Origin of the sequence: Synechococcus sp. A15-60, from assembly GCF_014280095.1 — a bacterium.
In the GTDB taxonomy this organism is placed as follows: domain Bacteria; phylum Cyanobacteriota; class Cyanobacteriia; order PCC-6307; family Cyanobiaceae; genus Synechococcus_C.
This window is the reverse complement of record NZ_CP047933.1, coordinates 718,826-744,574: the sequence shown is the minus strand read 5'-3', so window position 1 is coordinate 744,574 and position 25,749 is coordinate 718,826. Positions and strand designations below refer to the sequence as shown.

General features: G+C 57.6%; 26 protein-coding genes. 9 read left to right on the top strand and 17 right to left on the bottom strand.

Annotation, left to right across the window (positions count from 1 at the left end):
* Nucleotides 1-19 precede the first annotated feature (19 nt).
* The gene (gene secG, locus SynA1560_RS03825; protein WP_186470332.1) at nt 20-250 is read left to right on the top strand and encodes a preprotein translocase subunit SecG; all 231 of its coding nucleotides are present in this window, start codon (nt 20-22) and stop codon (nt 248-250) included.
* Nucleotides 251-318: 68 nt separating this feature from the next.
* Here secG and SynA1560_RS03820 read toward each other — a convergent pair whose 3' ends face one another.
* The 3 genes from SynA1560_RS03820 to groES all read right to left on the bottom strand — a co-directional run bounded on the left by SynA1560_RS03820 (nt 319) and on the right by groES (nt 2,806).
* On the bottom strand, nt 319-681 hold the full coding sequence (locus tag SynA1560_RS03820; RefSeq protein WP_186470331.1) for an MscL family protein: 363 nt from the start codon (nt 679-681) through the stop codon (nt 319-321).
* Nucleotides 682-788: 107 nt separating this feature from the next.
* Nucleotides 789-2,423 (bottom strand): chaperonin GroEL, encoded by a 1,635-nt coding sequence (groL, locus tag SynA1560_RS03815; protein WP_186470330.1) that lies wholly within the window; start codon nt 2,421-2,423, stop codon nt 789-791.
* A gap of 71 nt (nt 2,424-2,494) precedes the next feature.
* Entirely contained in the window at nt 2,495-2,806 is a 312-nt protein-coding gene (gene groES, locus SynA1560_RS03810; protein ID WP_006850452.1) for a co-chaperone GroES, read from the bottom strand.
* 219 nt (nt 2,807-3,025) lie between these two features.
* Here groES and atpD point away from each other — a divergent pair, with 219 nt between their 5' ends.
* Both atpD and atpC read left to right on the top strand, forming a co-directional pair.
* Nucleotides 3,026-4,489 (top strand): F0F1 ATP synthase subunit beta, encoded by a 1,464-nt coding sequence (gene atpD, locus SynA1560_RS03805; protein ID WP_186470329.1) that lies wholly within the window; start codon nt 3,026-3,028, stop codon nt 4,487-4,489.
* Between the two features lie 77 nt (nt 4,490-4,566).
* Nucleotides 4,567-4,977 (top strand): ATP synthase F1 subunit epsilon, encoded by a 411-nt coding sequence (atpC, locus tag SynA1560_RS03800; protein WP_186479770.1) that lies wholly within the window; start codon nt 4,567-4,569, stop codon nt 4,975-4,977.
* 71 nt (nt 4,978-5,048) lie between these two features.
* Here atpC and SynA1560_RS03795 read toward each other — a convergent pair whose 3' ends face one another.
* Entirely contained in the window at nt 5,049-5,693 is a 645-nt protein-coding gene (locus tag SynA1560_RS03795) for a hypothetical protein (RefSeq protein WP_186501205.1), read from the bottom strand.
* Between the two features lie 101 nt (nt 5,694-5,794).
* A complete protein-coding gene (locus tag SynA1560_RS03790; RefSeq protein WP_186501204.1) occupies nt 5,795-6,304 on the bottom strand; it encodes a 30S ribosomal protein PSRP-3 in 510 nt (169 codons plus the stop codon).
* 79 nt (nt 6,305-6,383) lie between these two features.
* Here SynA1560_RS03790 and SynA1560_RS03785 point away from each other — a divergent pair, with 79 nt between their 5' ends.
* Nucleotides 6,384-7,139: a TIGR01548 family HAD-type hydrolase gene (locus SynA1560_RS03785; protein WP_186470325.1), complete on the top strand. Its 756-nt coding sequence runs from the start codon at nt 6,384-6,386 to the stop codon at nt 7,137-7,139.
* Nucleotides 7,140-7,326: 187 nt separating this feature from the next.
* On the opposite strand, the gene SynA1560_RS03780 is transcribed toward SynA1560_RS03785, so the two are convergent.
* The gene (locus SynA1560_RS03780) at nt 7,327-8,679 is read right to left on the bottom strand and encodes an aminopeptidase P N-terminal domain-containing protein (protein ID WP_255477052.1); all 1,353 of its coding nucleotides are present in this window, start codon (nt 8,677-8,679) and stop codon (nt 7,327-7,329) included.
* Between the two features lie 53 nt (nt 8,680-8,732).
* Here SynA1560_RS03780 and SynA1560_RS03775 point away from each other — a divergent pair, with 53 nt between their 5' ends.
* The 4 genes from SynA1560_RS03775 to SynA1560_RS03760 are packed head-to-tail and all read left to right on the top strand — an operon-like array spanning nt 8,733 to nt 13,386.
* Nucleotides 8,733-9,746 carry a CNNM domain-containing protein gene (locus tag SynA1560_RS03775; RefSeq protein ID WP_186470324.1) on the top strand — a complete coding sequence of 338 codons (1,014 nt, stop codon included), beginning with the start codon at nt 8,733-8,735 and terminating at the stop codon, nt 9,744-9,746.
* Complete coding sequence (locus tag SynA1560_RS03770) at nt 9,743-11,053, top strand: GTP-binding protein (protein WP_186501203.1); 1,311 nt, start codon at nt 9,743-9,745, stop codon at nt 11,051-11,053. The genes SynA1560_RS03775 and SynA1560_RS03770 overlap by 4 nt, the downstream gene beginning before the upstream one ends.
* Before the next feature lie 2 nt (nt 11,054-11,055).
* Nucleotides 11,056-11,631 (top strand): nicotinate-nucleotide adenylyltransferase, encoded by a 576-nt coding sequence (locus SynA1560_RS03765; protein WP_186501202.1) that lies wholly within the window; start codon nt 11,056-11,058, stop codon nt 11,629-11,631.
* Between the two features lie 6 nt (nt 11,632-11,637).
* A complete protein-coding gene (locus tag SynA1560_RS03760) occupies nt 11,638-13,386 on the top strand; it encodes an NAD+ synthase (RefSeq protein WP_186501201.1) in 1,749 nt (582 codons plus the stop codon).
* A gap of 103 nt (nt 13,387-13,489) precedes the next feature.
* On the opposite strand, the gene SynA1560_RS03755 is transcribed toward SynA1560_RS03760, so the two are convergent.
* From SynA1560_RS03755 to SynA1560_RS03740, 4 genes are read right to left on the bottom strand one after another with little or no spacing between them, the layout of a single operon-like run.
* Nucleotides 13,490-14,989, bottom strand: a complete 1,500-nt coding sequence (locus SynA1560_RS03755) for a bifunctional 2-polyprenyl-6-hydroxyphenol methylase/3-demethylubiquinol 3-O-methyltransferase UbiG (RefSeq protein WP_222930224.1) — start codon at nt 14,987-14,989, stop codon at nt 13,490-13,492.
* Between the two features lie 2 nt (nt 14,990-14,991).
* A complete protein-coding gene (locus tag SynA1560_RS03750; RefSeq protein WP_186501199.1) occupies nt 14,992-16,971 on the bottom strand; it encodes a RiPP maturation radical SAM C-methyltransferase in 1,980 nt (659 codons plus the stop codon).
* A gap of 2 nt (nt 16,972-16,973) precedes the next feature.
* Entirely contained in the window at nt 16,974-18,383 is a 1,410-nt protein-coding gene (locus SynA1560_RS03745) for a radical SAM family RiPP maturation amino acid epimerase (protein WP_222930223.1), read from the bottom strand.
* A gap of 3 nt (nt 18,384-18,386) precedes the next feature.
* Nucleotides 18,387-18,974, bottom strand: coding sequence for a hypothetical protein (locus SynA1560_RS03740; protein WP_186501197.1), 588 nt, complete (start codon nt 18,972-18,974; stop codon nt 18,387-18,389).
* A 251-nt stretch (nt 18,975-19,225) separates the two neighbouring features.
* On the opposite strand from SynA1560_RS03740, the gene ald reads away from it, so the two are divergent.
* Nucleotides 19,226-20,365, top strand: a complete 1,140-nt coding sequence (gene ald / locus SynA1560_RS03735; RefSeq protein ID WP_186501196.1) for an alanine dehydrogenase — start codon at nt 19,226-19,228, stop codon at nt 20,363-20,365.
* Between the two features lie 4 nt (nt 20,366-20,369).
* Here ald and SynA1560_RS03730 read toward each other — a convergent pair whose 3' ends face one another.
* The 7 genes from SynA1560_RS03730 to atpA form a co-directional block, all read right to left on the bottom strand.
* A complete protein-coding gene (locus tag SynA1560_RS03730) occupies nt 20,370-20,804 on the bottom strand; it encodes a YchJ family protein (protein ID WP_186470319.1) in 435 nt (144 codons plus the stop codon).
* A complete protein-coding gene (locus SynA1560_RS03725; RefSeq protein WP_186470996.1) occupies nt 20,804-21,835 on the bottom strand; it encodes a DUF3326 domain-containing protein in 1,032 nt (343 codons plus the stop codon). Before SynA1560_RS03725 ends, SynA1560_RS03730 begins: the two co-directional genes overlap by 1 nt.
* A 20-nt stretch (nt 21,836-21,855) precedes the next feature.
* On the bottom strand, nt 21,856-22,059 hold the full coding sequence (locus tag SynA1560_RS03720; protein ID WP_186471254.1) for a hypothetical protein: 204 nt from the start codon (nt 22,057-22,059) through the stop codon (nt 21,856-21,858).
* The gene (locus tag SynA1560_RS03715; RefSeq protein WP_186470318.1) at nt 22,056-22,391 is read right to left on the bottom strand and encodes a 2Fe-2S iron-sulfur cluster-binding protein; all 336 of its coding nucleotides are present in this window, start codon (nt 22,389-22,391) and stop codon (nt 22,056-22,058) included. Before SynA1560_RS03715 ends, SynA1560_RS03720 begins: the two co-directional genes overlap by 4 nt.
* A 32-nt stretch (nt 22,392-22,423) precedes the next feature.
* Nucleotides 22,424-23,125 (bottom strand): TIGR02466 family protein, encoded by a 702-nt coding sequence (locus SynA1560_RS03710; protein ID WP_255477051.1) that lies wholly within the window; start codon nt 23,123-23,125, stop codon nt 22,424-22,426.
* A gap of 106 nt (nt 23,126-23,231) precedes the next feature.
* On the bottom strand, nt 23,232-24,182 hold the full coding sequence (locus tag SynA1560_RS03705) for a F0F1 ATP synthase subunit gamma (RefSeq protein ID WP_186470316.1): 951 nt from the start codon (nt 24,180-24,182) through the stop codon (nt 23,232-23,234).
* Nucleotides 24,183-24,192: 10 nt separating this feature from the next.
* Entirely contained in the window at nt 24,193-25,713 is a 1,521-nt protein-coding gene (gene atpA, locus SynA1560_RS03700; protein WP_186470315.1) for a F0F1 ATP synthase subunit alpha, read from the bottom strand.
* Nucleotides 25,714-25,749 lie beyond the last annotated feature (36 nt).

Genomic DNA, 25,749 nt, shown 5'->3' with positions numbered 1-25,749 from the left:
CTCCGCATAAAATTAGGGAATGATTACTACCGTCCTCTCCTGGATTTGGATCGGCAGCGGGCTGCTTCTGATTCTGTTTGTGCTCCTCCATAGCCCGAAGGGGGACGGCATGGGAGGCCTTGCCGCCAGTGGCAGTTCATCGTTCACCAGCGCGAGCAGTGCTGAGGCGACGCTCAACCGCTTCACCTGGACCACACTGGCCATCTTCCTGACACTCGCCGTGATCCTGAGCGCAGGCTGGTTGAGCTAAGCGGGAGAGTCAAGCCGAGCCCACAGCTTGCAAGGGGGCTGCATTGGCCACAGCCCCGTGGGTGTGAATCAAAGATCGGATTCGGTTGACGGCCGAGGGCGAACCTTGTTGATTCCCTCTTCTGCCAGGCGCTGGGAGCGATTGATCGCCTTGACGATCATGAACAGCGCCCAGCCCACCAGGATGGAATTCAAGACCACATTCAGGGCGTGGCCGATCAACAGCTCGCCGCCTCCGAAGGGGATACCCCAGGTCTCCCAATCACCTTGACGGATCAAGGGATTGAGCAGGGGCATCAGCAAATCCTTGGTGAGCGCATCGACGATCTGCTGAAACTGTCTGCCAACCACCACCGCGATGGCCAGATTCAAGGCGTTGCCCTTCTGAAAGAAGAATTCCGTGAATTCACGAATCCAGCGCCGGTAAAACATGGAAGGCCAAAGAAAAGGCCTTCCATTGCAACACAAGCATGAAAAAGCCCCCGTTGACACGGGGGCTGAACTGTCCGCCCAATGCTTGGCGGCCACAGGCGTTGGGATCAGTAGTCGAAGTCGCCGCCGCCCATGCCGCCGCCGGCAGGAGCTGCTTCCTTCTTCTCAGGCATGTCAGCCACGATGCACTCGGTGGTCAGCACCATGCCAGCGATGGATGCCGCGTTCTGCATTCCGGAACGTGTCACCTTGGCGGGATCCACGATGCCGGCTGCGAGCATGTCGACATACTCACCGTTGGCTGCGTTGTAGCCGTCGTTGAAGGCCTTGGCCTTCACGTTCTCAGCCACCACAGCTCCGTTGACACCGGCGTTTTCGGCGATGCGCATCAGAGGCGCCGTCAGAGCAGACGCCACGATGTTGGCACCGATCAGCTCTTCACCACTGAGGTTGGCAGCTGCCCACTCTTCCAGTGCAGGCGCCAGGTGGGCCAGGGTGGTGCCACCACCAGGAACGATGCCTTCTTCAACAGCCGCCTTGGTGGCATTGATGGCATCTTCGAGGCGAAGCTTCTTGTCCTTCATCTCGGTTTCGGTGGCTGCACCCACCTTCACCACAGCCACACCACCGGCCAGCTTGGCCAGACGCTCCTGCAGCTTCTCCTTGTCATAGGTGGACTCGGTTTCGTCCATCTGCTTACGGATCTGCTCGCAGCGGGCCTTCACAGCCACATCGTTGCCTTCGGCGACGATGGTGGTGGTGTCCTTGTTGATCGTGACGCGACGGGCGGTACCCAGCATCTCGATCTTGGCGTTCTCCAGCTTCAGACCGGCGTCTTCAGTGATCAGCTGACCATTGGTCAGAACAGCCATGTCTTCCAGCATCGCCTTGCGACGATCACCGAAACCAGGAGCCTTCACGGCGGCCACATTCAGCACGCCACGCAGACGGTTGACCACGAGGGTCGCCAGGGCTTCCTTCTCGATGTCTTCAGCGATGATCAGCAGAGGCTTACCGGTGCGGGCGATCTGCTCCAGCACGGGCACCAGGTCCTGCACCAGACCGATTTTCTTGTCGGTGAGAAGGATGTAGGGCTCGTCCAGGACGGCTTCCATCCGCTCGGTGTCGGTGGCGAAGTAAGGGGAGATGTAGCCCTTGTCGAAGCGCATGCCTTCGGTGACCTCCAGTTCGGTGGTCATCGACTTGCCTTCTTCCAGGGAAATCACACCTTCTTTGCCGACTTTGTTCATGGCGTCGGCGATCATCCGACCCACTTCTTCGTCGTTGCCGGCGGAGATGGTGCCCACCTGAGCGATGGCATTGCTGTCGGCGATCGGCTTGGCGTTTTCCTTGATCTTCTCAACCAGGAACTCGGAAGCCTTATCAATGCCCTTCTTCAGGGTGATGGCATTGGCACCGGCAGCGACGTTGCGCAGACCGGCTTTGACCATGGCATGGGCCAGAACGGTGGCCGTGGTGGTGCCATCGCCAGCGGCATCATTGGTCTTGGAGGCAGCCTGACGGATCAGGGCCACGCCGGTGTTTTCGATGTGATCCTCGAGTTCGATCTCTTTGGCGATGGTCACACCATCGTTAATGATCTGAGGAGCACCGAATTTCTTCTCCAGCACCACGTTGCGACCCTTGGGGCCGAGTGTCACGGCGACGGACTCAGCAAGGATGTCGATGCCTTTTTCGAGCGCGCGACGGGCGTTCTCGTTGTAAATGATGCGCTTAGCCATGGGAGGCAGGAAATCAGTGGAATGGGAACAACAAACAGCTGCCGTTCATGGAACGGACAGACGCAAACCGATCAGTTGACGACGGCGAGGATGTCCTTCTCGGATAGCAACACGTACTCATCGCTGCCGAGCTTGATGTCGGTACCGGCGTACTTGCTGTAGAGGACCTTGTCGCCCACGCCAACTTCGGGAGCCTGACGAGATCCGTCGTCGTTGCGCTTGCCGGGTCCGACCTGAACCACCTCACCCACCTGGGGCTTTTCTTTGGCGGTGTCGGGAAGAAGGATGCCACCGGCGGTCTTCTCTTCAGATTCAGAGACCTTGACGAATACGCGATCGCCGAGGGGCTTAACGGTGGAGACGCTGAGGGAAACAGCAGCCATGGGTTCTTGCAGGAGCAGGGACAGGGCGCATTGGCGCCAATTCGACTCGAGCTGGCACTCAAGGTCGACGATTGCCAACCTATGACCGGGCTTCGCCTTCCGACCATGCGCCAGGCGTGCGGGTGACCGAACCCCCTTGGGATCAACCGCGGCGGTGGTATCGTTGCGCCGCTCAGGAAGGGAAAGCTTTACCCGCCTCCCTCACACATTTCCTTACTTATGGCCGCTGCTGCTCCCGCTTCCGCCGGTACCAAAGGCGTTGTCCGCCAGGTGATTGGCCCGGTGTTGGACGTGGAATTCCCCGCCGGCAAGCTGCCCAAAATCCTCAACGCGTTACGCATCGAAGGCAAGAATCCTGCAGGCCAGAACGTGGCCCTGACCGCCGAAGTGCAACAACTGCTGGGCGATCACCGAGTTCGCGCCGTGGCCATGAGTGGCACGGATGGTCTGGTCCGTGGCATGGAAGCCGTCGACACCGGCGCTGCCATCTCCGTTCCCGTGGGTGAAGCCACCCTCGGCCGCATTTTCAACGTGCTGGGTGAGCCTGTCGACGAGCAGGGTCCCGTCACCACCTCCGAGACCGCCCCAATCCACCGAGAAGCTCCGAAGCTCACCGAGCTCGAAACCAAGCCCAAGGTGTTTGAAACCGGGATCAAGGTGATTGACCTTCTGGCTCCCTATCGCCAGGGCGGCAAGGTCGGTCTGTTCGGTGGTGCCGGTGTGGGCAAAACCGTGTTGATTCAGGAGCTGATCAACAACATCGCGAAAGAACACGGCGGCGTCTCTGTCTTCGGCGGTGTGGGTGAGCGAACCCGTGAGGGCAACGACCTCTACGAGGAGTTCAAGGAGTCCGGAGTGATCAACTCCGAAGACCTGTCCAAGTCGAAGGTGGCCCTCTGCTACGGCCAGATGAATGAGCCCCCCGGCGCCCGCATGCGCGTGGGTCTCTCCGCTCTGACCATGGCTGAGCACTTCCGTGACGTGAACAAGCAGGACGTGCTGCTGTTTGTCGACAACATCTTCCGCTTCGTCCAGGCCGGCTCCGAAGTGTCCGCACTGCTGGGCCGTATGCCATCCGCTGTGGGCTACCAGCCCACCCTGGGCACCGACGTGGGCGCGCTTCAGGAGCGTGTTGCCTCCACCGTGGAAGGTTCGATCACTTCGATCCAAGCCGTTTACGTGCCTGCTGACGACCTCACCGACCCGGCACCGGCCACCACTTTTGCTCACCTGGACGCCACCACGGTTCTGAACCGTGCCCTGGCTTCCAAGGGCATCTATCCCGCTGTGGACCCTCTGGATTCCACCAGCACCATGCTTCAGCCGGCTGTCGTTGGGGACGAGCACTACCGCACCGCCCGTGCCGTGCAGTCCACCCTGCAGCGTTACAAGGAACTTCAGGACATCATCGCCATCCTGGGTCTCGACGAACTCTCCGAAGACGACCGTCAGACCGTTGATCGCGCTCGCAAGATCGAGAAATTCCTGTCCCAGCCCTTCTTCGTGGCTGAGATCTTCACCGGCATGCCTGGCAAGTACGTGAAGCTGGAAGAAACCATCAGCGGTTTCAACCAGATCCTGGCTGGTGAGCTCGACCACCTGCCCGAGCAGGCTTTCTACCTCGTGGGCAACATCGAGGAAGTTAAGGCCAAGGCCGCCAAGATCGCTGAAGAAGCCAAGTGATCATCCGGGGAGCATGAGTTCATGCTCCCCGTTGTTCCACTCAGCGCCACCGCTCCTCCACCAAGCTCTCCTTCCCCATGTCCCTCACCCTCCGCGTGCTGGCACCCAACCAGAGCGTGTTCGACGGCCCTGCCGATGAGGTGATCCTGCCCAGCACCACCGGCCAACTCGGCATCCTTCCAGGTCACGTCTCCCTTCTGGCAGCGCTTGACGTGGGTGTGCTGCGCGTCCGCGATCAAGGCACCTGGCAATCCATTGCCTTGATGGGCGGGTTTGCCGAAGTTGAAGCTGATGATGTCACCATCCTGGTGAACTCAGCGGAGCTGGGCACATCCATCGACAGCAGCACTGCAGACAGTGAGCTCCAGGCCGCGCGCAGTGCTGTGAGCAAGATGGAAGGTCAACCTGCGTCCGCAGAGAAAGTCAAAGCTCAACAGAGTCTCGATCGCGCCCGTGCTCGAGCCCAGGCCGCCAAGAATCAAGACTGAATCATTGGATTGAAAACCCTTGGTTCACTTCCGGGAACGCCAGTTCCCGGATTTTTTTTGACTTGAATTAATTAGCGGATATTGTCCAACACCTGCATTTTGAGTTCGTTCATGGTCTGAGCATTGTCCGAATCCCAGGTGATGTCCCACACCGGAACATCTAGGAACTGCGCCAGCCTGTGCGCATCCTGCCGCAGCCAACTCAAGATGGCGTGATCAATCAGATTCAGTCGCCCGCCACGATGATTGACCAGATTCAGTTCATAACTCATAAAAAATGTGCGCCGATAAGTCATCCCGTAGGTATCGCCAGTAAAAACCCGTTCAGGAATCACTTGAACGGCATGGATGCTTGAAAGACGACCCTCCACTAAGCGCTTCGAAGGTGCAACCAGTCGTTGTTCCCAAAACCAGCCTGATCGAAAATCAAAGACCACTGTGCGCAGGGTGAAGCCAAAAATAGGCGTGGCAATCAACAGAATCGTTAGCAACGCGAAGGCTGATCCCTGCCCATCCGTGATGAATTGCCAGATCAATAACACCAGTCCACTGACCTCACTCAGGATCAACAGCGGCCTGTTCAGCGGAACATTGGGTCGCAACTCCGCCCAACCCCCAGCCTCATCAATAACCAGGCGATGCGTCGGCCAACTGTGTCCACGCAAGGCAAGCGGAGTCCAGTTCGTGCGCGTAATGACTGGATCATCGTTCTCCATCAGCGCATGATTTCAGACGGTTCGTGCTCAACTCTGAACCACCAGACAAAAAAAACGACCTGCTGATGCAGGTCGTGGCGGAAAGACCCTGAACCAACAAATCAGGCAGTGCCGCAGAAGGTGACGTCGGGAAACTTGAGCTTCGCGTCATCGAGGCTCTTGCCCTTGCCTTCTTCTTGCCAGTAATTAATCACCTCAGTGGCCTTGTTCAGTACTTCGACACGCTCGTTGTCGGTGATCCAGCTCTTGCCTTCCAGCTCACTCTTGAGGGTTTCCCACGCATCCTCACGGGGCCAGAAGAAGTAGGCGGTGAGAGGGCTCGGACCGCCACCGACGATCTGATCGACAGCCAGTGCCACGTTGTCGGGCAGCCAGAGGATCTTCAGAAGGAAGCGACCTTCATCAGCCTTTGGGGTGTAGCCGGAGGGCACACCGTCAGCGTCGATGGTGGCGGAAGCGAGGGCGGCGTTACCGCCACGCATCACCGGACGGCCTTCCTTTGGCTCTTGCTGCTGATCAGCGTCGCTGCTGGTGCTCTGGGGAGCCTGATCAGCTGTCGCTGCCTCGGTGGTGACCTCCTGGTCGACGGCAGCGCCTTCGGAAACCGTCATGGTGTCAGCGCTCAAGAATCAAGGACAAACAACTAACCTACCAGCCGCCATAACCCTGTTCCTGATTCGGCGACCAGTCATGAGTCAACTGCTGCTGTTTGACATCGACGGAGTGATCCGCGATGTGGCTGGCAGCTACCGCAAAGCACTTCAGTCCACCGTGGAGCACTACAGCGGCTGGAGGCCGAGCCCCTCGGCCATAGATGCCCTCAAGGGAGAAGGATGCTGGAACAACGACTGGGATGCCAGTCTTGAACTCCTGCGCAGACATGGGGCCCCTCTCCCCAAACGCCAGGCGCTGATCGAGATCTTCAGCAACTTCTATTTTGGTGGTGATCCCGATGGTGATCCCAGCGGTTGGAAGGGTTTCATCCGCGATGAACCGCTGCTGGTAAGCGCTGATTTCTTCAGCGCGATCCACAACCTGGGATGGACCTGGGGCTTCGTCAGCGGTGCCGAACCGCCATCAGCCCGCTTCGTGCTGGAGCAGCGTCTCAGGCTGGCAACACCGCCGCTGATCGCCATGGGTGATGCACCCGATAAGCCGGATCCGCGCGGCTTGATTCAGCTCAGCAACAACCTGTTGAGTGACGAATCCGGCGGGACCGTCGCCTACCTGGGCGACACAGTTGCTGATGTGCAAACCGTGGTCAACGCACGCAGCGCCTGTACTGAGCGCCGCTGGATCAGCCTCGCGGTCGCGCCCCCTCATCTTCGGCCAGGCAGTCCTGAACGCAGGGCCTACGAGCAGCAACTGCGCGATGCCGGAGCCGACCAAATCCTTCCTGACACCCGCTCAGCCACGCAATGGCTGGAACGGCAGACAGGACGCTGAGGATCGGGCCAACGGGAGAGGAACCTCCGGATTCCACGACCAGCACACCGCACTGGTCTCAGGATGTCCAGGACATGCGAACAGGGCTTTTGATACTCGCTCTGGGTATCGGCGCCGGTGGTGATGAGCAGCGAGCTGATGCAGCCGGAGGTGTGCCTGGGCTGGCTCACGCTTGACCTGGCATGCATTAGCGCTCCATGGCCTGCACGGCCTTCAAAGCATCCACACTGAGCACTTCATGGCCACAGGCCACATCCTCACGATCACGGACCGCCACATCGTCCTCAATGCGGATGCCGATGCCCTTCCAGCGATCGTCGATAGGCGGCTGTCCTTCAGGGACCGCCAGACGATCACTCACGTAGAGGCCGGGCTCCACCGTGAGCACCATGCCGGGCTCCAGCTCAACGTGATGCTCACCGAGGCGGTAAGCGCCCACATCGTGCACATCGAGACCCAACCAGTGACCAGTGCGGTGCATATAGAGATGGCGATAAGCCCCCTGTTCGATCAAGCCATCCACATCCCCGAGGAGCAGGCCTAGGTCCACGAGCCCTTCCACCATCACCCGAACGGCTGTGGCGTGCACATCTTCGGCCGTCTGGCCTGGATGGACGCTGGCGATTGCCGCTTCCTGCGCAGCGAGCACCAGCGAATAGAGCTCACGCTGCTCACCGGTGAAACGACCACCGACGGGGAAGGTGCGCGTGATGTCGCTGTTGTAATAATCCGGCAGCGAACAACCGGCATCGATCAACAGCAGGTCTCCCTCCTGGAGCGTGTCTCGGTTGTCGATGTAATGCAGAACGCAAGCGTTGTCTCCGCCCGCAACGATGGAGCTATAAGCAGCACCACGGGCTCCATGCTCGAGGAAGTGCTGTTCAATCAAAGCCTGCACCTGACGCTCCGTCATGCCCGGTCGAACGGCAGCTCTGGCCAGCTCATGGGCAGAGGCGGCGATTTTGCAGGCCTCGCGCATCCTCTCCAGCTCCGAGGGGTCCTTACGCAGACGCATGCGATGCAGCAGCGGACAAGGCGCCACCAACGCCAACGCCGCACGGCCGGTGCGCGGTGCCCGGTCCAGCTGCGTCGCCCAGGCGCGTAGCACCAGCGGCTCCACCAGCGGATGACTGCCGATGCGGTAGGCAATCCCCTCAGCGCCCTCCAGGTACTGCGGCAGTAGGGCATCCAGCTCGATGCGGGGATGCGCACAATCGGCACCGAAACGGTCGACGGCACCTTCACAACCCCAGCGGCGCCCAGTCCAGACCTCAGCGGAGGGCTCCCTGGGATTCACGAACAAAACGAACCGTTCACCCTCGGGACGGTGGGGCAGAAACAGTGCCACCGCATCAGGCTCATCCAGACCCGTGAGGTACCAGAAATCACTGTTCTGGCGGAACGGCCACTCGGTGTCGGCATGGTGGGTGACCAACGTTGAAGCGGGAATAACCGCAGCAGCCCCACCGAGTTCGGCCATGAACCGCCTGCGGCGGTCTGCGAAGACCTGAGCATCAAAAACAGGAGCGAGTACAGCCACGGCAGAGACAGGTCACCGGAGAAACGTCAGGATGGCAGGGAAAGCGTCTTGGCATGACCTCCGACCTGCTCATCCTTCTGCTGCTCGTGGTGGTGGTGCTGACCGGATCGGCGCTGTGCTCTGGCGTTGAAGCGGCGTTGCTCACGGTGAATCCCGTGCGCGTGCATGAACTCGCGGCCCGCCCCCGTCCGGTCACCGGCGCCCGCCGACTGGCTCAGCTTCGCCAGCGACTGGGACGGACGCTCTCCGTATTGGTAATCGCCAACAACGGCTTCAACATCTTTGGAAGCTTGATGCTGGGTGGCTATGCCTCCGTTGTCTTTAGCGAACGAATGGGTGCGGGCAGCATCGCGCTGCCGCTCTTCTCCGTGAGCCTCACGGTGTTGGTGATTCTGCTGGGCGAGATCCTGCCTAAGGCGATTGGCAGCCGCCTGGCCCTGCCTGTTTCCCTGGCGAGTGCTCCAGTGCTGCACTGGCTTGGCGTCATGATGCGCCCAATCGTGCTGCTGCTGGAACGACTGCTTCCAGCCATTACCGAGGAAAACGAGATCAGCACCGATGAGGAGGAGATCCGGCTGCTGGCAAAACTTGGATCGCAGAAGGGGCAGATCGAGGCCGATGAGGCCGCGATGATTTCCAAGGTGTTTCTCCTTAATGACCTCACGGCAAGGGATCTGATGACGCCCCGTGTGGCAGCGCCCACCCTCGATGGGGCCACCCGTCTGGAACAACTGCGCGCTGAGCTGCTCGACAATGAGGCCCAGTGGTGGGTTGTGCTGGGCGACGCCGTCGACAAAGTGCTGGGCGTGGCCAGCCGTGATCGCCTACTCACTGCCCTTGTGCGCAGTCAGGGACAACTCACACCGGCTGATCTGAGTGAGCCGGCTGAGTTCGTCCCCGAAATGATCCGAGCCGACCGCCTGCTCACCGCCTTCCGACGGGACAACAGCGGTGTTCGCGTCGTGGTGGATGAGTTCGGTGGGTTTGTTGGTGTGATCGGCCCGGAGGCGGTGCTGGCAGTGCTGGCGGGGTGGTGGCGCAAAACGGCCGCGGGTGTTGCGCCATGAGCGGCATCGGAGATCAGTGCCGCGACCGCCTGCTGGGGTGGCGTGCACAACTTGATCTGACTCCCCGGGAACAGGGCTTGCTCTCAGGGGCGCTGCGGCTGCTGGACCTTCAGCTGCAACGACTCGACAGCCACAGGCTGCGCATCGCGGTGTCCGGCCGAGTGGGTGTTGGCAAGTCCAGCCTGGTTAATGCGCTGGTGGGTCGCGACGTGATGGCCACTGACGTCGCCCATGGCTGCACACGCCATCAGCAGGCGGTGTCATGGCCACGTCCGATTCCCGGATTGCAAACCGTCGAACTGGTTGACACCCCAGGAATCGATGAGGTCGATGCACCGGCCCGGACACGCCTGGCCGCCCGCGTCGCGCTGCATGCCGACCTCGTGCTGCTGGTGCTGGATGGAGACATCACCCGGGTGGAACTGGATGCCCTGGAAACGCTGCAGGCAATGGGCAAACCGGTGCTCACGGTGCTCAACCGCAGCGACTGCTGGCCCACCGATCAGCTGCCGGATCTGCTGCGCAGCATCCACGGTCGTTTGCCCTCAGGGCTGCCTGCCCCCCTGGCCGTCGCCGCCGCACCAAGACGTGCTGAGCAGCGGCCCGATGGCCGCATCCGCAGCCGGCAGCAGCCCGCCGATGTGGCGCCGCTGGAAATCTGTCTGGACACCCTTCTGGAGCAGCACGGCCACAGCCTGCTGCTGCTGAATACCCTTCGCCAGGCCGCCAAAATTCAGCAGCAGCTCGAAACTGGGCGTCTGCAACGCCGACGTCGGGAAGCCCAGGGCTTGATCGGTCGTTACGCCGCCCTCAAGGCCACCGGTGTGGCTGCCAATCCCCTGATATTGCTGGATCTGGCGGGGGGCATGGCCTGTGATGCCGCCCTTGTCCGCCATCTGTGCGAGCTCTACGACCTGCCCCTGGGGGGCCCGGCAGCCCGTCGGTTGCTGCGCCAGTTGAGCGGACAGAACGCCTTGCTGGGCGGTGCTCAGCTGGGCCTGCAGGTGGCCCTCGGCTCCTTGCGGCAATTGCTGTTGCTGGCGGCTCCCTTCAGCGCAGGACTCACCCTGGCTCCGGCTGCACCCGTGGCGGTCGCCCAGGCTGCACTCGCTGTTCACACCACCCGTCGCACAGGACGTCTAACAGCGCGTTGGTTGCTCGAGGAGCGAGGTCGGGGCCGCCGCCAACCACCTGGTCCTGCCACGTTGCTGCGTCGACTGGCGCGATCAGACCACGGCATCTTTCAGCTGATGCGGGACTGGCCCCAGCCGCCATCGCGGCCGCCGCTGCCGTCGCTGCTGCCCTGACCATGGCTGACATCGCCCTGTTCGGCACCAGTGCCGACCCTCCCACTCGTGGCCATCAGGCGCTGTTGACTGGCCTGCTGGAGCACTACCCCCGGGTGGCCACATGGGCCAGCGACAACCCGATGAAACAGCACGCGGCTGATCTGAGCATGCGACGCGATTTGCTCCAAGCCCTGGTGCAGCACATCGCCGATCCAAGGCTGGAGCTGGCCCAGGAGCTCAGCAGTCCCTATGCGATCACCTCCCTGGAGCGTGCGCGGAACCGCTGGCCAGGTCAACGCTTTTGTTTCGTGGTGGGCAGTGATCTGGCCGCCCAGATCCCCAGCTGGAAAAACAGCCGGGACTGGCTGTCGCACTGCGATCTGGGCATCGTGCCGCGAGACGGCTGGCCTCTTGCAGACAGTGCGCTCAACGCTCTGAACGCGTTGGGAGCCCGACTGCAGGTGTTGCCGCTCAGCATCCCTGGCACGGCCAGCTCCAAGGTGCGTCAAGCCGGTGAACGGGACCAGGTGCCCGAAAGCCTCACGCCGCTGCTGCTGAAGCACAATCTCTACGGATACAGCCTTCCCACCGCCTGACTGCCGATGCATGTCGCCCTGGCTCAGATCAATCCTGTGGTGGGCGATCTGCTTGGCAACGCCGACCGCATCCTGCAGGCCGTCGACAAGGTGATCGACACCGAAGCGACGCCTCCGGCCCTGATGGTGACGCCGGAGCTGTCGCTATGGGGCTATCCACCGCGAGATCTCCTGTTCAGCTCTGCTCACCTTCAGCAACAGACGGAAGCCCTTGAAGCGCTCTGCAAGGGCCTGGCCAGCCGTGGTTCGGCCATGGCCTTGCTGGTGGGCTTCGCGGATGCAGCAGACGATTCCCTCCATCCATCGCTGTTCAATGCCCTCGCACTGGTGGAGGCCGGAGGATGGCGTGTGGCAGCCCGCAAACAGCTGCTGCCCAGCTACGACGTGTTCGATGAAACGCGCTACTTCCGCCCCAGCCAGGGAGGTGCACACGTCACGCTGCGCCAGGGGGGACGGGACTGGCGGATTGGCCTCACCATCTGCGAAGACCTCTGGGTGGAGGACGAACTGCACGATCGCCGACTGGTGGGACCGGATCCCGTGGGCGGCCTGATCGACCAACAGATTGACCTGCTGATCAACTGCTCCGCCTCCCCCTTCGGACGTCGCAAAGGCGCACTGCGGCAGCGTCTGGCCTTCCGGGCTGCACAGCGGCTGCGCTGCCCTGTGGTCTATGTGAACCAGGTGGGGGGCAACGACGAACTGGTGTTTGATGGCGCCAGCTTCGTGATGGGCAGCAACAGCGAGACGCCGCTGCTGCAGCTGCCGAGCTGTGTGACCACCACCGCAACCTGGAATGCAGAGGGAGCGGCACAACCAGCCCAGAGCCTTAACGCCGGACGCGCTACCGACCACGAAGGCCTAAACGAAGCCAGTGACGAACTGGAGCTGCTGTTCCGGTCTCTGGTAACCGGGGTGAGGGACTACGCCGGAAAGTGTGGATTCGGCAAAGCCCTGCTCGGCCTCAGCGGAGGCATCGACTCAGCGCTGGTGGCGGTAATCGCGGCTGCTGCGCTGGGCACTGAGCAGGTGCAGACGCTTCTGATGCCGTCGCCATGGAGTTCAAGCGGATCCATCACCGATGCACTCACGCTCAGCGAACGTCTGGGATTGGCCCATTTCATCGTTCCAATCGAAACGCTGATGGAGGGCTTTGAGAAGACACTGACCCCCACCCTCCAGGCCGCGCCCAGCGGCGTCACCGCAGAAAATCTGCAATCGCGCATCCGCGGCACGCTGCTAATGGCCGTCGCCAACCAACAAGGACAACTGCTTCTCACCACTGGCAACAAATCAGAGCTCGCCGTGGGCTACTGCACCCTCTACGGAGATATGAATGGTGGTCTGGCGGTCATTGGCGATCTCTACAAGTCGACCGTGTTCGCCCTCTGCCGCTGGCTGGAAAGCGACGCCGCAGGCCTCTGCCGGAGCGAGCTCGGCCTGCCCGCAAAGGGAGCACTGATCGGAACGGCCATTCTCGAGAAACCGCCCAGCGCCGAGCTACGCCCAGACCAGAAAGACAGCGACTCGCTACCCGACTACGACCGGCTGGATCCGTTGCTGATCGATCTGATCGAACATCGGCTCAGCGGAGATCAGCTAGTCGCAGCCGGTCACGATCCCCGGGATGTGGAGCGGATCGAACGCTTGTTCCGACGCGCGGAATTCAAACGCCGACAGGCCGCTCCTCTGCTGAAGATGAGCAGCCAGGCCTTCGGTAGCGGCTGGCGACTGCCGATCGCAGCCCATGCATGAGATGAAATTTGCGAGCAATCGATGCCGCACAATCACGTACAAAAAACCACACCAATCAGCCGAGCAAAGCCCAACAAGTCAAGAGCAGGCAAAACAGTCAATATCAATGGCACCAAAAGTTATACATCCCGATAAAAGCCCTGGGGAATAACTGCTCAAAAGCCTGCCAGTTGACGAGATCCTTACCAGTCACATCATGCGGAAACAGCTTCCAATAGGTGTTCAATACAGCAATATTCTGAAACTGAAAGCCATCGAACTCCAGGCCACATTCTTTAAGCATGGCAGCGATAGAGCAGGGATCATAAGTGTGCTCACAAGGATTAAACAAAAGATCCCTAAACGCATTGATTTCAAAAAAGTCTTCGAATAAGAGCAAATTCGAGAGCCCGGGGGCACTAGAGAATGACTCAACAAGGAAACGTCTAGCCTGAACCAATTCGGCACTGCTAAGCCATGGATTACGCCGGAAAGATCGAGGCAATATCGATCGAGCCTGTTCGACCACCGACCTAGCCGCAGCGCTGTATAAACCAATCTTCAAAAAACCACCCGAAGACCTTAAATCAGACAATGCTTTCAACCCTTGAAGCGGAATTTCAAGATGATGAAGAACACCGCTTGAAACAACCAAATCAAAGGAACTTTGTTCAGACGTCAACTCAAGAAGATCAACTTGCCGAAAGCTCAAGTTAGAAGCATTATATTTATCCGCCAACCTCTTCGCATGAAGCAAGCTAGCTGCACTTAAATCAATAGCAACAACTGTCGAACCAGGAAATAGCAAAGAGTAAAACACAGCCTCTTGACCAGCACCACAACCAGCAACCAGAATTGATTCAACACTGGCAGAATCAAATGCGTTGGGCAATGAAGGAAGAAACCTGTCACGAAAGTGCGGGTCTTTGAGCATCAAAGCATCAACCTGCTTCCACAGCGGATAAGGGTTATGAGAGTAAAAATGAGATATTGTAATTTCATCCCGGAGCTTGGACAAAGTATCATTCTGCGAACAATCCACACGAGATTCTCGGGCCCAACATATATAGGATTCATCAAATACAAATAGGGATTCATACTTTGCTCTTAAGTCAGCAAAATCCTCGAGGGAGACACACCAAAGGCAACCTGACTTGAAAAACTGAGAGAACAAAGATACACACAACTGACTATATTCAGAATGAAATTCCAAAGAAACTAAAGAGCCCACGATCGAGACGCAGGACTCCTCAAAACGCAGGTCGGTATTCAGAAGCTTTAACAGATACAAATGCAATAGCTTTACATAGGCATTGGAAAGGTCACCAAGGAATGAAAGCTCACCTTCAGAGCACTCAAAAGTACCGACGAACAACTTACAGACAACACTAGACGAACACAAACACTTTTTTACCATGACTGAATACAACTGCAAATCTATTTCATCACACAAAAGCAATCGAATCAACTGAGCAGCGTGATAATCAGAATATGAATTCGTCGCATCAGCCGACCGAAGCGACAACACAATACTCTCAACATCCGAAGCAGAAAGGAAAGACCTAGACTCGTCCTGCAAAAACAACTGGGTCGTCAGTGAAGATCGAAGCAACTGTCTTGCCATCTTCACAATTGGCGGTAAGCCAATTCCAATGGATTGGACAAACTTGGATAACTCGCCAATTGGTCAAAAACAACGGCACCACCAGGGAAGTCGTTGATAGTTGGCAACGAAGGCAATGAGCCACCAACCGGCAAAGACAAGAAGGAACCACGGACGATTAGGATTAATTTTTTATCAGCAAGTGAGCTCAAGGCTTGTTGAATCATCTCCGGCGAAAGATCTCCAAAATGAGTAGAAAGGAGTCTCGAAATCTGCTTAATAGGCACAATAGAATCCCCCAGCAACATCAGCTCTTTCTCTAAACCGCTAAGCAAATGGATACGCTTGAAAGCACATTCACGTGTATCAACGATTTGCAAATTGCCGTCCGGGAGAATCTGGTAACACAAAAGAGGTCGCCGCCGTGATTGGAATTTGTCGCGCCAGGAATTAATGGCAGAGTACAAAGAATTTCCCTGTGGTGAAGAATAAAGAGAGTCATGAGCAGCCTCACCAGGCGCATTATTGTCAACAAAAGAATAAGAAAGCCCCTTGATATCTTCTTCAGAAAATGGATAAATGCAAGAATATGCGGGTGCAGGGGAAAGATTCAATTGATACTGATTGGCGTGATTAAAATAAGGACTGAACCGATGATACTGCACCGGAAGTAATGCCATCGGTGGCTGCAGGTGATGCAGCATCGGAAGTAAATCTTGCATTTCAGACAACCACTGGGTCTGCTCACCAGGGAACTCCGTTAAAATACTCCAGGTCACATATAGTCCAAGCTCGAGAGACCAACGCAAGAGCTGAAGATTAACCAGACAAGTTGTACCCTTTTTCAACTCCTTCAGGGCAAGATCATGCAAGCTCTCGATGCCAGGCTGAATCCAACAGACACCAGCTTCTTTCATTATCTTGAGCTGCTGTCTAGACAGATTAGCCTTGACTTCAAAAAACAATTTTGAATCACCACTTAACAAAGTTGGGGAGTATCGAGAATCCGAGAAGAAGCTAGTCAAATATTCTCGCGGCACAATATTATCTACGAATTCAAATGGAAGATCGCCATACTTGTCCCGCAAAAACTTCATCTCATTAAACATACGTCGCGGCGTTTTACTGCGATAAGCAAGCCCATCACCGTTGAGACCGCAAAAAGTACAGTGGTGTTGTTCTCCCCACCAACAACCACGAGAAGCTTCGACGGGGAGGCATGGGTTGATGACAGGATTCAAAGGATGCTGATCTAATACATTGAAGTAGTCATCAAAATCAGGATATGAGATTTCGTCCATCTCATCAACAACTGGCCTATGATTCAATGAGCTTGAATCTGAAACAGAGCAAAATACACCAGGCCAATCTGCGTTGATTGCAGATGAATTTGAACGCAAATCAGAAGTAAGGAGAGCGTGACAAAAAGACGGAAAAACAGCATCTCCTTCACCAGACAAAACAAAGTCGACAAAACCGAACAAGCGTTTTGTCGTTAAACCCATTACTGATTCACAATTAGCTCCGCCCATCACCGTGATTAATGAAGGCCTCAAAGACTTCAACCGCTTTAATAGCGCCAGCGAGGGAACATGCTGTTGAAATGTACTACTACAGCTTACAATTTTAGGATTAAGACGCAAGATATTAACCGCTAACTGATCAATAAAATTACTTGCGGAAATACGCATCGACAGAAGATCATCGGAAGGCAAGATCCCACTAAATCCCGTTTCCTCTAAATACTTAAAGTACAAATCAACACTCGGGGCTTTATCTTGAAACAGACAATATGAGAACAACCATTCGCCAATTAAAGTAATATTTTCCATCGACAATGCATAATAATTCTTGATCCCAATCTGATAAGCAAAGTCTAGATTGGGATAGAGAATTTTAGAGCTGACACCTAGCTCAGAAAGCTTTGTTTTGAAGATTCCCAACGCTAACGAAGGAGCTTCAACCCTCGCAAATGGAACTAATGGCAAGCAGACATCAACCATGACTAACCATCATAATTAAGAATACCAGCTCTAAATAATGAGTCGATTAGGTGAATGGTGACCGGAGGTGTTGCGATACCCTCAAGCCGAATAACCGTCTCAAGAACCGTCAATGGTGACGTCGTCAATAACTCAACAAGGGAGCTGAGAAGAGTAAAATCATTCGCCTCTGAAAGCTTTACCGTGAATTTATTTTGCCTCAGAAAAATTTGAGCGCCTGCAAGCACACATTCAAAATCACTATCTATTGAAATTTGATCGTCAGGAAACAAGCGGATTTTCATCTTTCCAAACAGCTTTTGACAGGCAGCATCGAATGATTGAGAATCGGTAAAGAACTCTTCACCAAAAACTTGATAGCCCAAAGGCCATTGATCGCTTGCAGGTACGGGAGTAATCAATTTAATTGATCCTCGTACCATGTTAATCAAGAAACCAGAAACACACGCGATGGTGCCTGAACTTGTTTCCTGATCAGCCAGGGCAGATTGCTTAAACTTTCCACGAGCACGACCAGCATTAGCTTTAACCGCCAAAGCTTCTCTGTTCTGAGGAACAAGCTCAACATGGATTAATTCTTCAGGCGTAAAGTTCTGGTGAATTTGACGCATACTATTAATGGATAGCACTGAAAATCTATTAATGGTTTTCTCCGCACCAGAAGTCATCCGAAGCAGATCTCTTACACGTTCGAGATGCTTCAAAGGTTGAGCTGTCGTCGTCTGCGGGAACCGACCAAATTCGTTCTTAAAATCTTGTATGAACTTCTCATAATCTGGATTGTCTAGTGGATCAGTAGCCCAATAGCAGAAACCTGATTTAGCTCCAAACCCAATCGACTGGTGGAGTGACCTTAAAAGGTCTTTCCATAGAAGTTTGTTTTCATCTGTATAGGAAAATATATCACCTAATTTAGGAGCATCAACACCACAAAACCAGCAACCAACCGAGCAACCTTGGTTTAGCTCAACGGAAAAGGGAGCGTGGACGACAGCACTTGCAACTCTAATATCAGCTTGTCTGAAAAATCGATTTATTTGACGCTGTCTCCACTGACGAAAAACAGCATGGTCTGGCCTACCGTCTAAATCCCGCATCCGATCACGCATCAACAATTTTTCATTGCAAAAGGAAACATATTGATTGAGAACCTTACTGGGTTCATCTACTCGGCACTCAGGATCCCAGAGGGGGCGAAAATCCTCACTATCAAGATTTAAATCGGAGGCAGCTTGACAAGGAATTCCTTCAGTCAAACCATCCCTAAACTTATTATCGATAGTCCACATCTCTAAAAATCGTTTGACACGTGAGACCAAACTAATTGCAGCCGCTCCACAGGGTTCATCACCATAAATTCTCTGATAGTCTCCTTTCACGGAAACACGGCAAGAGTTAATAGAAGCTGTCATCACTCACTCCAGTTCAAGGGTTTTAACTGGGGAATTCTTTATAAACTCAGGTACATTGAATGGATACAAAATTAATACGCAAACTGCAAGAGCAGCTGTAACACCTAATGTCACTGCAGCTACCTCTGTTGCTGCAGCTGCATTAGCTGCAACTGCAGCATTCGCAACGGCGAAAGTGTTCATATGCACCTCCGTTACGTTCCCACCCACTGCGAGCTCTAATTCAGCATCCTCGGCCAATTCAATATTAAGCTCAGCAGGAGGAGGCGGGATAATAAGATAATTGATTTTGTCAGTGTTCTGAACCAATGTAAAAGAATGTCCTTCTTGCAGTGGCAAAACGGCTTTCAGAACCTCAGCAAATTGCTCAATCGCCACCTCGACATCCTGAGATGGCAACACGGCATAGGTGGATTGAGGAGTATTTTCCCTAACAATAAACTTCATTCCTTCAGGTATAATGATACCCTCAGACAGACAGACATCGTTAGGGGCTGCGACAAATCGATCTCGATACTCTTTATCTTTCCAGCAATTTGCAACTATTGATGCAAAGATGACTTTATTTCGCTCGGAAGAAGATTCAGGCATTGGGGCAACGTCAACGAGCCTTACATGCAAATTGTCAAACAAGAAAATCCGCCAATTCATGGTCCTTATTGTTTAGTTCATACTTCTGTAACGTTTAGTGTTTAGGTTCACTTCGATCACTTGCCTTGTGGATTAGTTCAAGAACAAAGCCAAAAGCTGCTTGTTGATGTCTCCAAAATTTCCTCGCCAACGTGGCTCAGGCTGCCGATCGCGGCTGTCTGAGCCAGATTGAAAGGACGATTCCGCCCTCCATGGCCCATTCCGTCCTGACGGCACCGATGGCCACCATCGGCGTGCCCACAGAAATCAAAGCTGATGAGCAGCGGGTGGCGCTCACCCCCGATGCGGTGCGTGAACTGGTGACCCACGGCCTGGAGGTGCGCATCCAGCATGGTGCTGGGGCGGGAGCCGGAATCAGCGATGACGCCTTCGCCTCCGCCGGCGCTCGCCTGGTGGATCGCGAGGAGGCCTGGGGCGCTCATCTGGTGGTGAAAGTGAAGGAGCCCCAGCCGGAGGAGTTCGGCCTGCTGCGGGACGACATGGTGCTGTTCACCTACCTGCACCTGGCGGCCTACAGCAAGGTGGGGCAGGCACTGCTGGATGCAGGCACCACGGGCGTGGCCTATGAGACGGTGCAATTGGAAAATGGCAGCCTGCCGCTACTGGCGCCGATGAGCGAAATCGCCGGCCGCCTGGCAGCCCAGGTGGGTGCACGCCTGCTGGAGCGTCCGAACGGTGGGCGCGGTGTGTTGATTGGAGGCTGCACCGGCGTCCGTCCAGCGAAGGTGGTGGTGCTGGGTGCCGGCACGGTGGGCTGGAATGCCGCCCGGCTCGCCGCCGCCATGGATGCCGAAGTGCTGCTGCTGGATCGATCGCCGGAGCGGTTGCGCAGCCTGGAAGCCGATCGCCGTGGACGCTTGATCAGCATGGTGAGCAGTCGCGGCTTGCTGGAGCGGCTGGTGCCAACAGCCGACCTGCTGATCGGTGCCGTGCTGACCCCCGGCGGTCGGGCGCCCACCCTGGTGGATGAAGAGATGGTCAGGCAGATGCAGCCCGGCTCGGCGATTGTGGATGTGGCCGTCGATCAGGGGGGCTGTGTCGCCACCAGCCGGGAGACCACACACACGAATCCAACGGTCTGCATTCACGGTGTGCAGCATTACGCCGTCGGCAATATGCCCGGCGCTGTGCCCTTCACATCCACGGAAGCCCTGGTGAGCGTGACGCTGCCCTACATCCTCGGCATTGCCGGACGCGGCCTGGAAGAAGCCGTAACCGAACGGCCGGAGTTGCTCTCAGGCCTGAACACCGTCAAGGGTGCGGTCTGTCACCCCGGCGTCGCCAAGGCCCTGGGCGTCCCCCCACGGCATCCGATGGCCTGCCTGCGTTGAAGCGTCAATCCAACGCGCGGATGTAAAGCCAATCACCCTCGGGGTCTCCATTGCGGCGTTGGAACAGCGACGTCTCACGGTGCACAAAGCGCTGGCCCCCGGCCGAGAAGACCGCCTCGAAACGCACGGTGCCCTCCAGATCATCGGCTGTACCGGCCTCGGTGGACAGAACCTTGAGACCGCGCCATCGACTGTCGCGACAGCTCTGTTTCAGCTCACGACGCCGTTGAGCAGGTGCTTCAGAGGGCATGGGATGGGTGGCGATCAGATAGTCGAGCTTCCCAAGGGCATAGGCGGAGTAACGCGAGCGCATCAGCGCTTCCGCCGTCGCAGCCTTGCGTTCACCACGGTGCAGAGGACCGCAGCAATGGTCGAGGGTGTCACCGCTGCCGCAGGGACACGGACACGATGCAGCGGCCGTAGCAAACCCCCGTGCCATCAGCTCAGCTCCCGCAAGCCAGGCAGAGGGCGCATCAAGGCCTGCGGCGCGATGCCCTCGCGCAGCGCCATCAGCAACCCGGCTGCCTCGGCGTAGGAGGAGGCCTTCAGCACCTGCTCGCCTAACGCCAAGGCCTCGGCCGTCACCGACAGCACGCCAGGGTTGTGAACGGCAATCACGGGAATACGGCGCTCAAGACAGGCGAGGACCGCTTCCCCGCCCAAGGCACCATCCGGCACGACCATGGCACCGAGCTGCTCCGCCGCCAGATCCTCGGCATGAACTGAACCGGAGGCGGCCACCAGCGACGGCGCCTGGGCCAGGCCCACCAGCACACAGGCAAGAAAGGTGTGTCCAAGTTCCTCTCCAGCCGCTCGGGGATCCAGATCAGGATCGAGAGGAAGCGCCCCTAGGGCCGGTGCATGCGCACAGGGGAGCTGCAGATGCCGGACCAGTAGATGACTGATCACCGCTTCAGCACCCGCCAAAGCATCCACGCCAGAACCATGGCGGTAGGCCTCCAGTGCGGTGGCGTCGGAATCCTCCGGAAAACGTGCGACCACAGCGATGGCTGTCGCACCGGCAGCCTTGAGCCGTTCTCCGGCTCGCAGCAACGCATCCGGTCGCTGCATGGTGCCCCAGCTCGCACCGCTCTCACCCTGCTCCAGCGTCACCCCCAACGGCACATCGCTGGTGACTACAGGGCCGATCTCCAAGCCGAGTGTGGCCCGACAGCCATCGGCCACCTGCAGATGCCGCTGGCGCAGATCAGCCTCGATGCCGGCATCCAGGAGCAATCCGATGCGTTGACGCCGCACGGGACGCAGCCGCAGATCACCTGCTGCGAAACGGTCAAGGGCATATCCCTCGACGTAGTGAATGCGGGGATCACGCCAGTAGAGGGCCGCACCGTTCATCACGTTCGGGTGCGTGATCAGACAACCGCTGGCTGCTGCCAGGCAGCGGGCACTGGGCAAGGCATCGCCCGCAAAGCCGCCGATCTCACAGCCGATCCCTGTGGGAACCACCATCAGGGTGGGAAGTGGTCGTGTCACGGCGTGTCCACCGTTGGTGTGAGGACAACGGCCTCCACCTGTACGCACTGCTGTCCAGCCGCATTGACGGCAAGACCTGTGATCGCCCATCGCAGCGGCTGCCCGTGGGGGTGCAACTGCTGATGCACCCAGCGACGCATCTCAACGATCCCTTGGTACTCAGGCCGAATCAGATCAAGCCTGAGCGACGTCAGCTTCACTTCTGGTACTGACCGAACTGGGCCTCATAGAGCGCATCTTCCTGACCGGCGATCACCTTCAGATCCGAACGGGGATAGGCCACACACAGGAGAGAGAAGCCGTCCTTGCGCAGATCCTCCTTCACTCCCATGGCATCCGGCTGATGCACCTCACCCTCACTGAGGCGGGCGGCGCAGGTGGTGCAAACCCCTGCACAACAGGAACTGGGCACCATCACCCCAGCCGCCTCAGCCGCCGAGAGCACGGTCTGATCGGCACGACACTGGAACTGATGCTGCTGACCATCCAACTCAACACTGATTGTGTAGGTGGCCACCGTTGATTCGCTCATCCTTCAGGGAACGTTCCAGGCATGGCATCCTCTCAGGGCACGGGCCGTTTGCAGCGCTGCCATTGGTGGGGATGGGGCGACATGTATTCCGAAGGACGGTCTGCAGCACGCGCAGTCAGCACGAAATCAAAACTGACGGAGACTCGCAACGCATCCTCCGTCTCGTTGGCCGCCACGCTGTGGTGCAACCGCGACGGGAACAACACCAGCAAACCCGGTTCCGAGGACAGCATCCATTCCGGCTGATTGCAGGGATGGTCATGGGTGATGGGCCCGCCATGGCCGACAGCCAAACCCGGAACCAGTTCGTTGAGCTGCTGCGGCGCGTGCAGACACAACGGCCCATCCACACCGCTGCCGTCACCGCTGAGATAGAGAACAGCACTGAGATGCGCATTGGGATGGTGGTGACGCCCGACCACTTGCCCCCACTCGCTGAGCACAGGCCAGCAGCGCTGCAGATGAAGATCGAGGCCATCGGCATCGAATCCCGTCATCGTCAGGTAGCGCCAGACGCGAGTCGTCACCTGATCCGCCAGGTCACGAAAATCAGGGTGCTCATGCAACTGCCACACACCATTGAGATCACCGGTCCAGGCGCAGCCCTCATCGGGATTGCTGGAAGCGTCACCCCGCATCGCCAGGAGCGTCTGCAGTTGAGCCGCCAGATCCAGCGGGTCAAGAACAAGGCGATCCGTTGCAACAACGGTGGGGAACAGATGGTGCAGCTCCACGGGCAGGCGATGACACCGCCTCCCCATCCTCGTTCAAGACCACTGAAGCGATCGGCAATAAAAAAGCCGGCCCTGGGACCGGCGAAGAAAAACGGTTGTGATGCGATCAACCAACAGCAGCAGCACCACCTGCCACCTCGAGAATCTCCTGCGTAATCGCAGCCTGACGTGCCTTGTTGTAATCCAGGGTGAGCGTCTTGGCGAGCGCCTTGGCATTGTCGCTGGCGTTGTTCATCGCCGTCATCCGGCTGGCCAGTTCGGATGCTGCCGATTCCTGCAGAGAGCGCAGCAACTGATTCTGCAGATACAGAGGAAGCAGTGCATTCAAGAGCTGCTCAGGGCTCTGCTCAAACACGATGTCGGAGGGAAGCTCCGGCTGGGTGTTGGCAGGAGCCGAACCCGACTCCACCCGCAGCTCACCATCTTTGGTGGTGAGACGGAAGATTTCATCATCCGCTTCTGCGATGCCCTGAGGATCGAGAGGCAGCAGAGTCTGAACGACAGGCTTGCAGCTCACCAAGTTGATGAACTTGGTGTAAATGATCTCAACGCGGTCGGTGGTTTCGGAGAGGAACTCCGCAAACACTTCATTGGCGATGGAACCGGCTTCATCAGCAGTGGGCACCTGCTCCAGGCCTGTGAAGGTGGCCTGAATCGGGTAGTTGCGGTTGGTGAAATAGCTGATGGCTTTGCGACCAATCAGCACCAGATCAACCTTGTAACCCTTGCTCTGAAGCTCAGCGAAACGCACTTCGGTGCGCTTGATGATGTTGGTGTTGTAACCGCCGCAGAGACCCCGGTCGCCGGTGACCGCGACGAGGGTGATCGACTCGACATTGCGCTGCTCCATCAAAGGAGCATCCGCGTCTTCAAACTGCATGCGCGTCTGAAGATTTTCCAGCAGGCGGGCAAGCCGGTCCGCAAAGGGACGGCTGCGCAACACCTGCTCTTGAGCGCGGCGAACCTTGGCCGCAGCCACGAGGCGCATGGCCTCGGTGATCTTGCGGGTGTTCTTGACCGATTTAATTCGGTCTCGGATCTCTTTGAGATTTGCCATGCCTCAGACCTCAGTTGGCGGTCGCCAGCATGGTGGAGGTCACTTCGGAGATGGCCTCCTTCAGCATGGTTTCAGCCTCGGGACTGAGAACTTTCTCGTCCTGAATCTTCTTGATGAACTCGGGCTTGTTGCTCTTCAGGTACTCGCGCAGTTCACGGGAGAACTGAACCACCTGTTCGACGGGAACATCGTCGATCAGACCCTTGACGCCGGCGTAGACGATGGCCACCTGCTCAGCCAGCACCAGGGGGCTGAACTGAGGCTGCTTGAGCAGCTCACGCAGACGCTTGCCGCGGCCCAGCTGCTTCTGGGTTGCAGCATCGAGATCGGAAGCGAACTGGGAGAACGCAGCCAGCTCGTCGAACTGAGCGAGCTCAAGCTTCAGGGTGCCGGCAATCTTTTTGATGGCCTTGGTCTGGGCTGCACCACCCACGCGGCTCACAGAAATACCGACGTTGATGGCGGGACGCAGACCGGAGTTGAACAGGTCGGAGCTCAGGAACACCTGACCATCCGTGATCGAAATCACGTTGGTGGGGATGTAGGCCGACACGTCGCCAGCTTGGGTTTCGATGATCGGCAGAGCGGTCATCGACCCCTTGCCCATGGCATCGGACAGCTTGGCGGCACGCTCCAGCAGACGGCTATGGCAGTAGAAGACGTCGCCGGGATAAGCCTCACGACCGGGCGGACGACGGAGCAGCAGTGACATCTGGCGATACGCCTGAGCCTGCTTGGAGAGATCGTCGTAAATCACCAGAGTGGCCTTGCCCTTGTACATGAAGTACTCGGCGATGGAGGCACCGGTGTAAGGAGCCAGATACTGCAGAGCAGCGGGCTCGGATGCGTTCGCCGCAACGATCACGGTGTAGTCGAGGGCGCCACGCTCACGCAGGACTTCGGTCACCTGAGCAACAGAGGCCGCCTTCTGGCCGATGGCCACATAGACGCAGACCACGTCCTGATCAGCCTGATTCAGGATGGTGTCAATGGCGATGGCGGTTTTACCGGTCTGACGGTCACCGATGATCAGCTCACGCTGACCACGACCGATTGGGATCATCGCGTCGATCGCGGTGATGCCGGTCTGCATCGGCTCATGAACCGACTTCCGCTGAATGATTCCGGGAGCGGGGGATTCGATCAGACGGGTCTCGGTGGTGCCGAGATCACCTTTGCCATCGAGAGGCACGCCCAGGGGGTTGACCACACGGCCAAGAAGGCTGTCGCCGACAGGCACAGAAGCGATCTTGCCGGTGGCGCGAACGGTGCTGCCTTCTTGGATGCCGAGGCCTTCACCCATCAGCACGGCACCGACGTTGTCGTCCTCAAGGTTGAGGGCGATGCCTTCAGTGCCGTCTTCAAACTCAACCAATTCACCGGCCATCACCTGCTGGAGGCCGTACACACGGGCGATACCGTCGCCCACCTGCAGAACCGAGCCCACGTTGCTGACCGAAACGGACTTGTCGTAGTCCTCGATCTGCTGTTTGAGGATGGCGCTGATCTCGTCAGGACGGATGGAAACCATGGCGGGTAATCCCTGGGAAAGGGCGTGAAAGGAGGA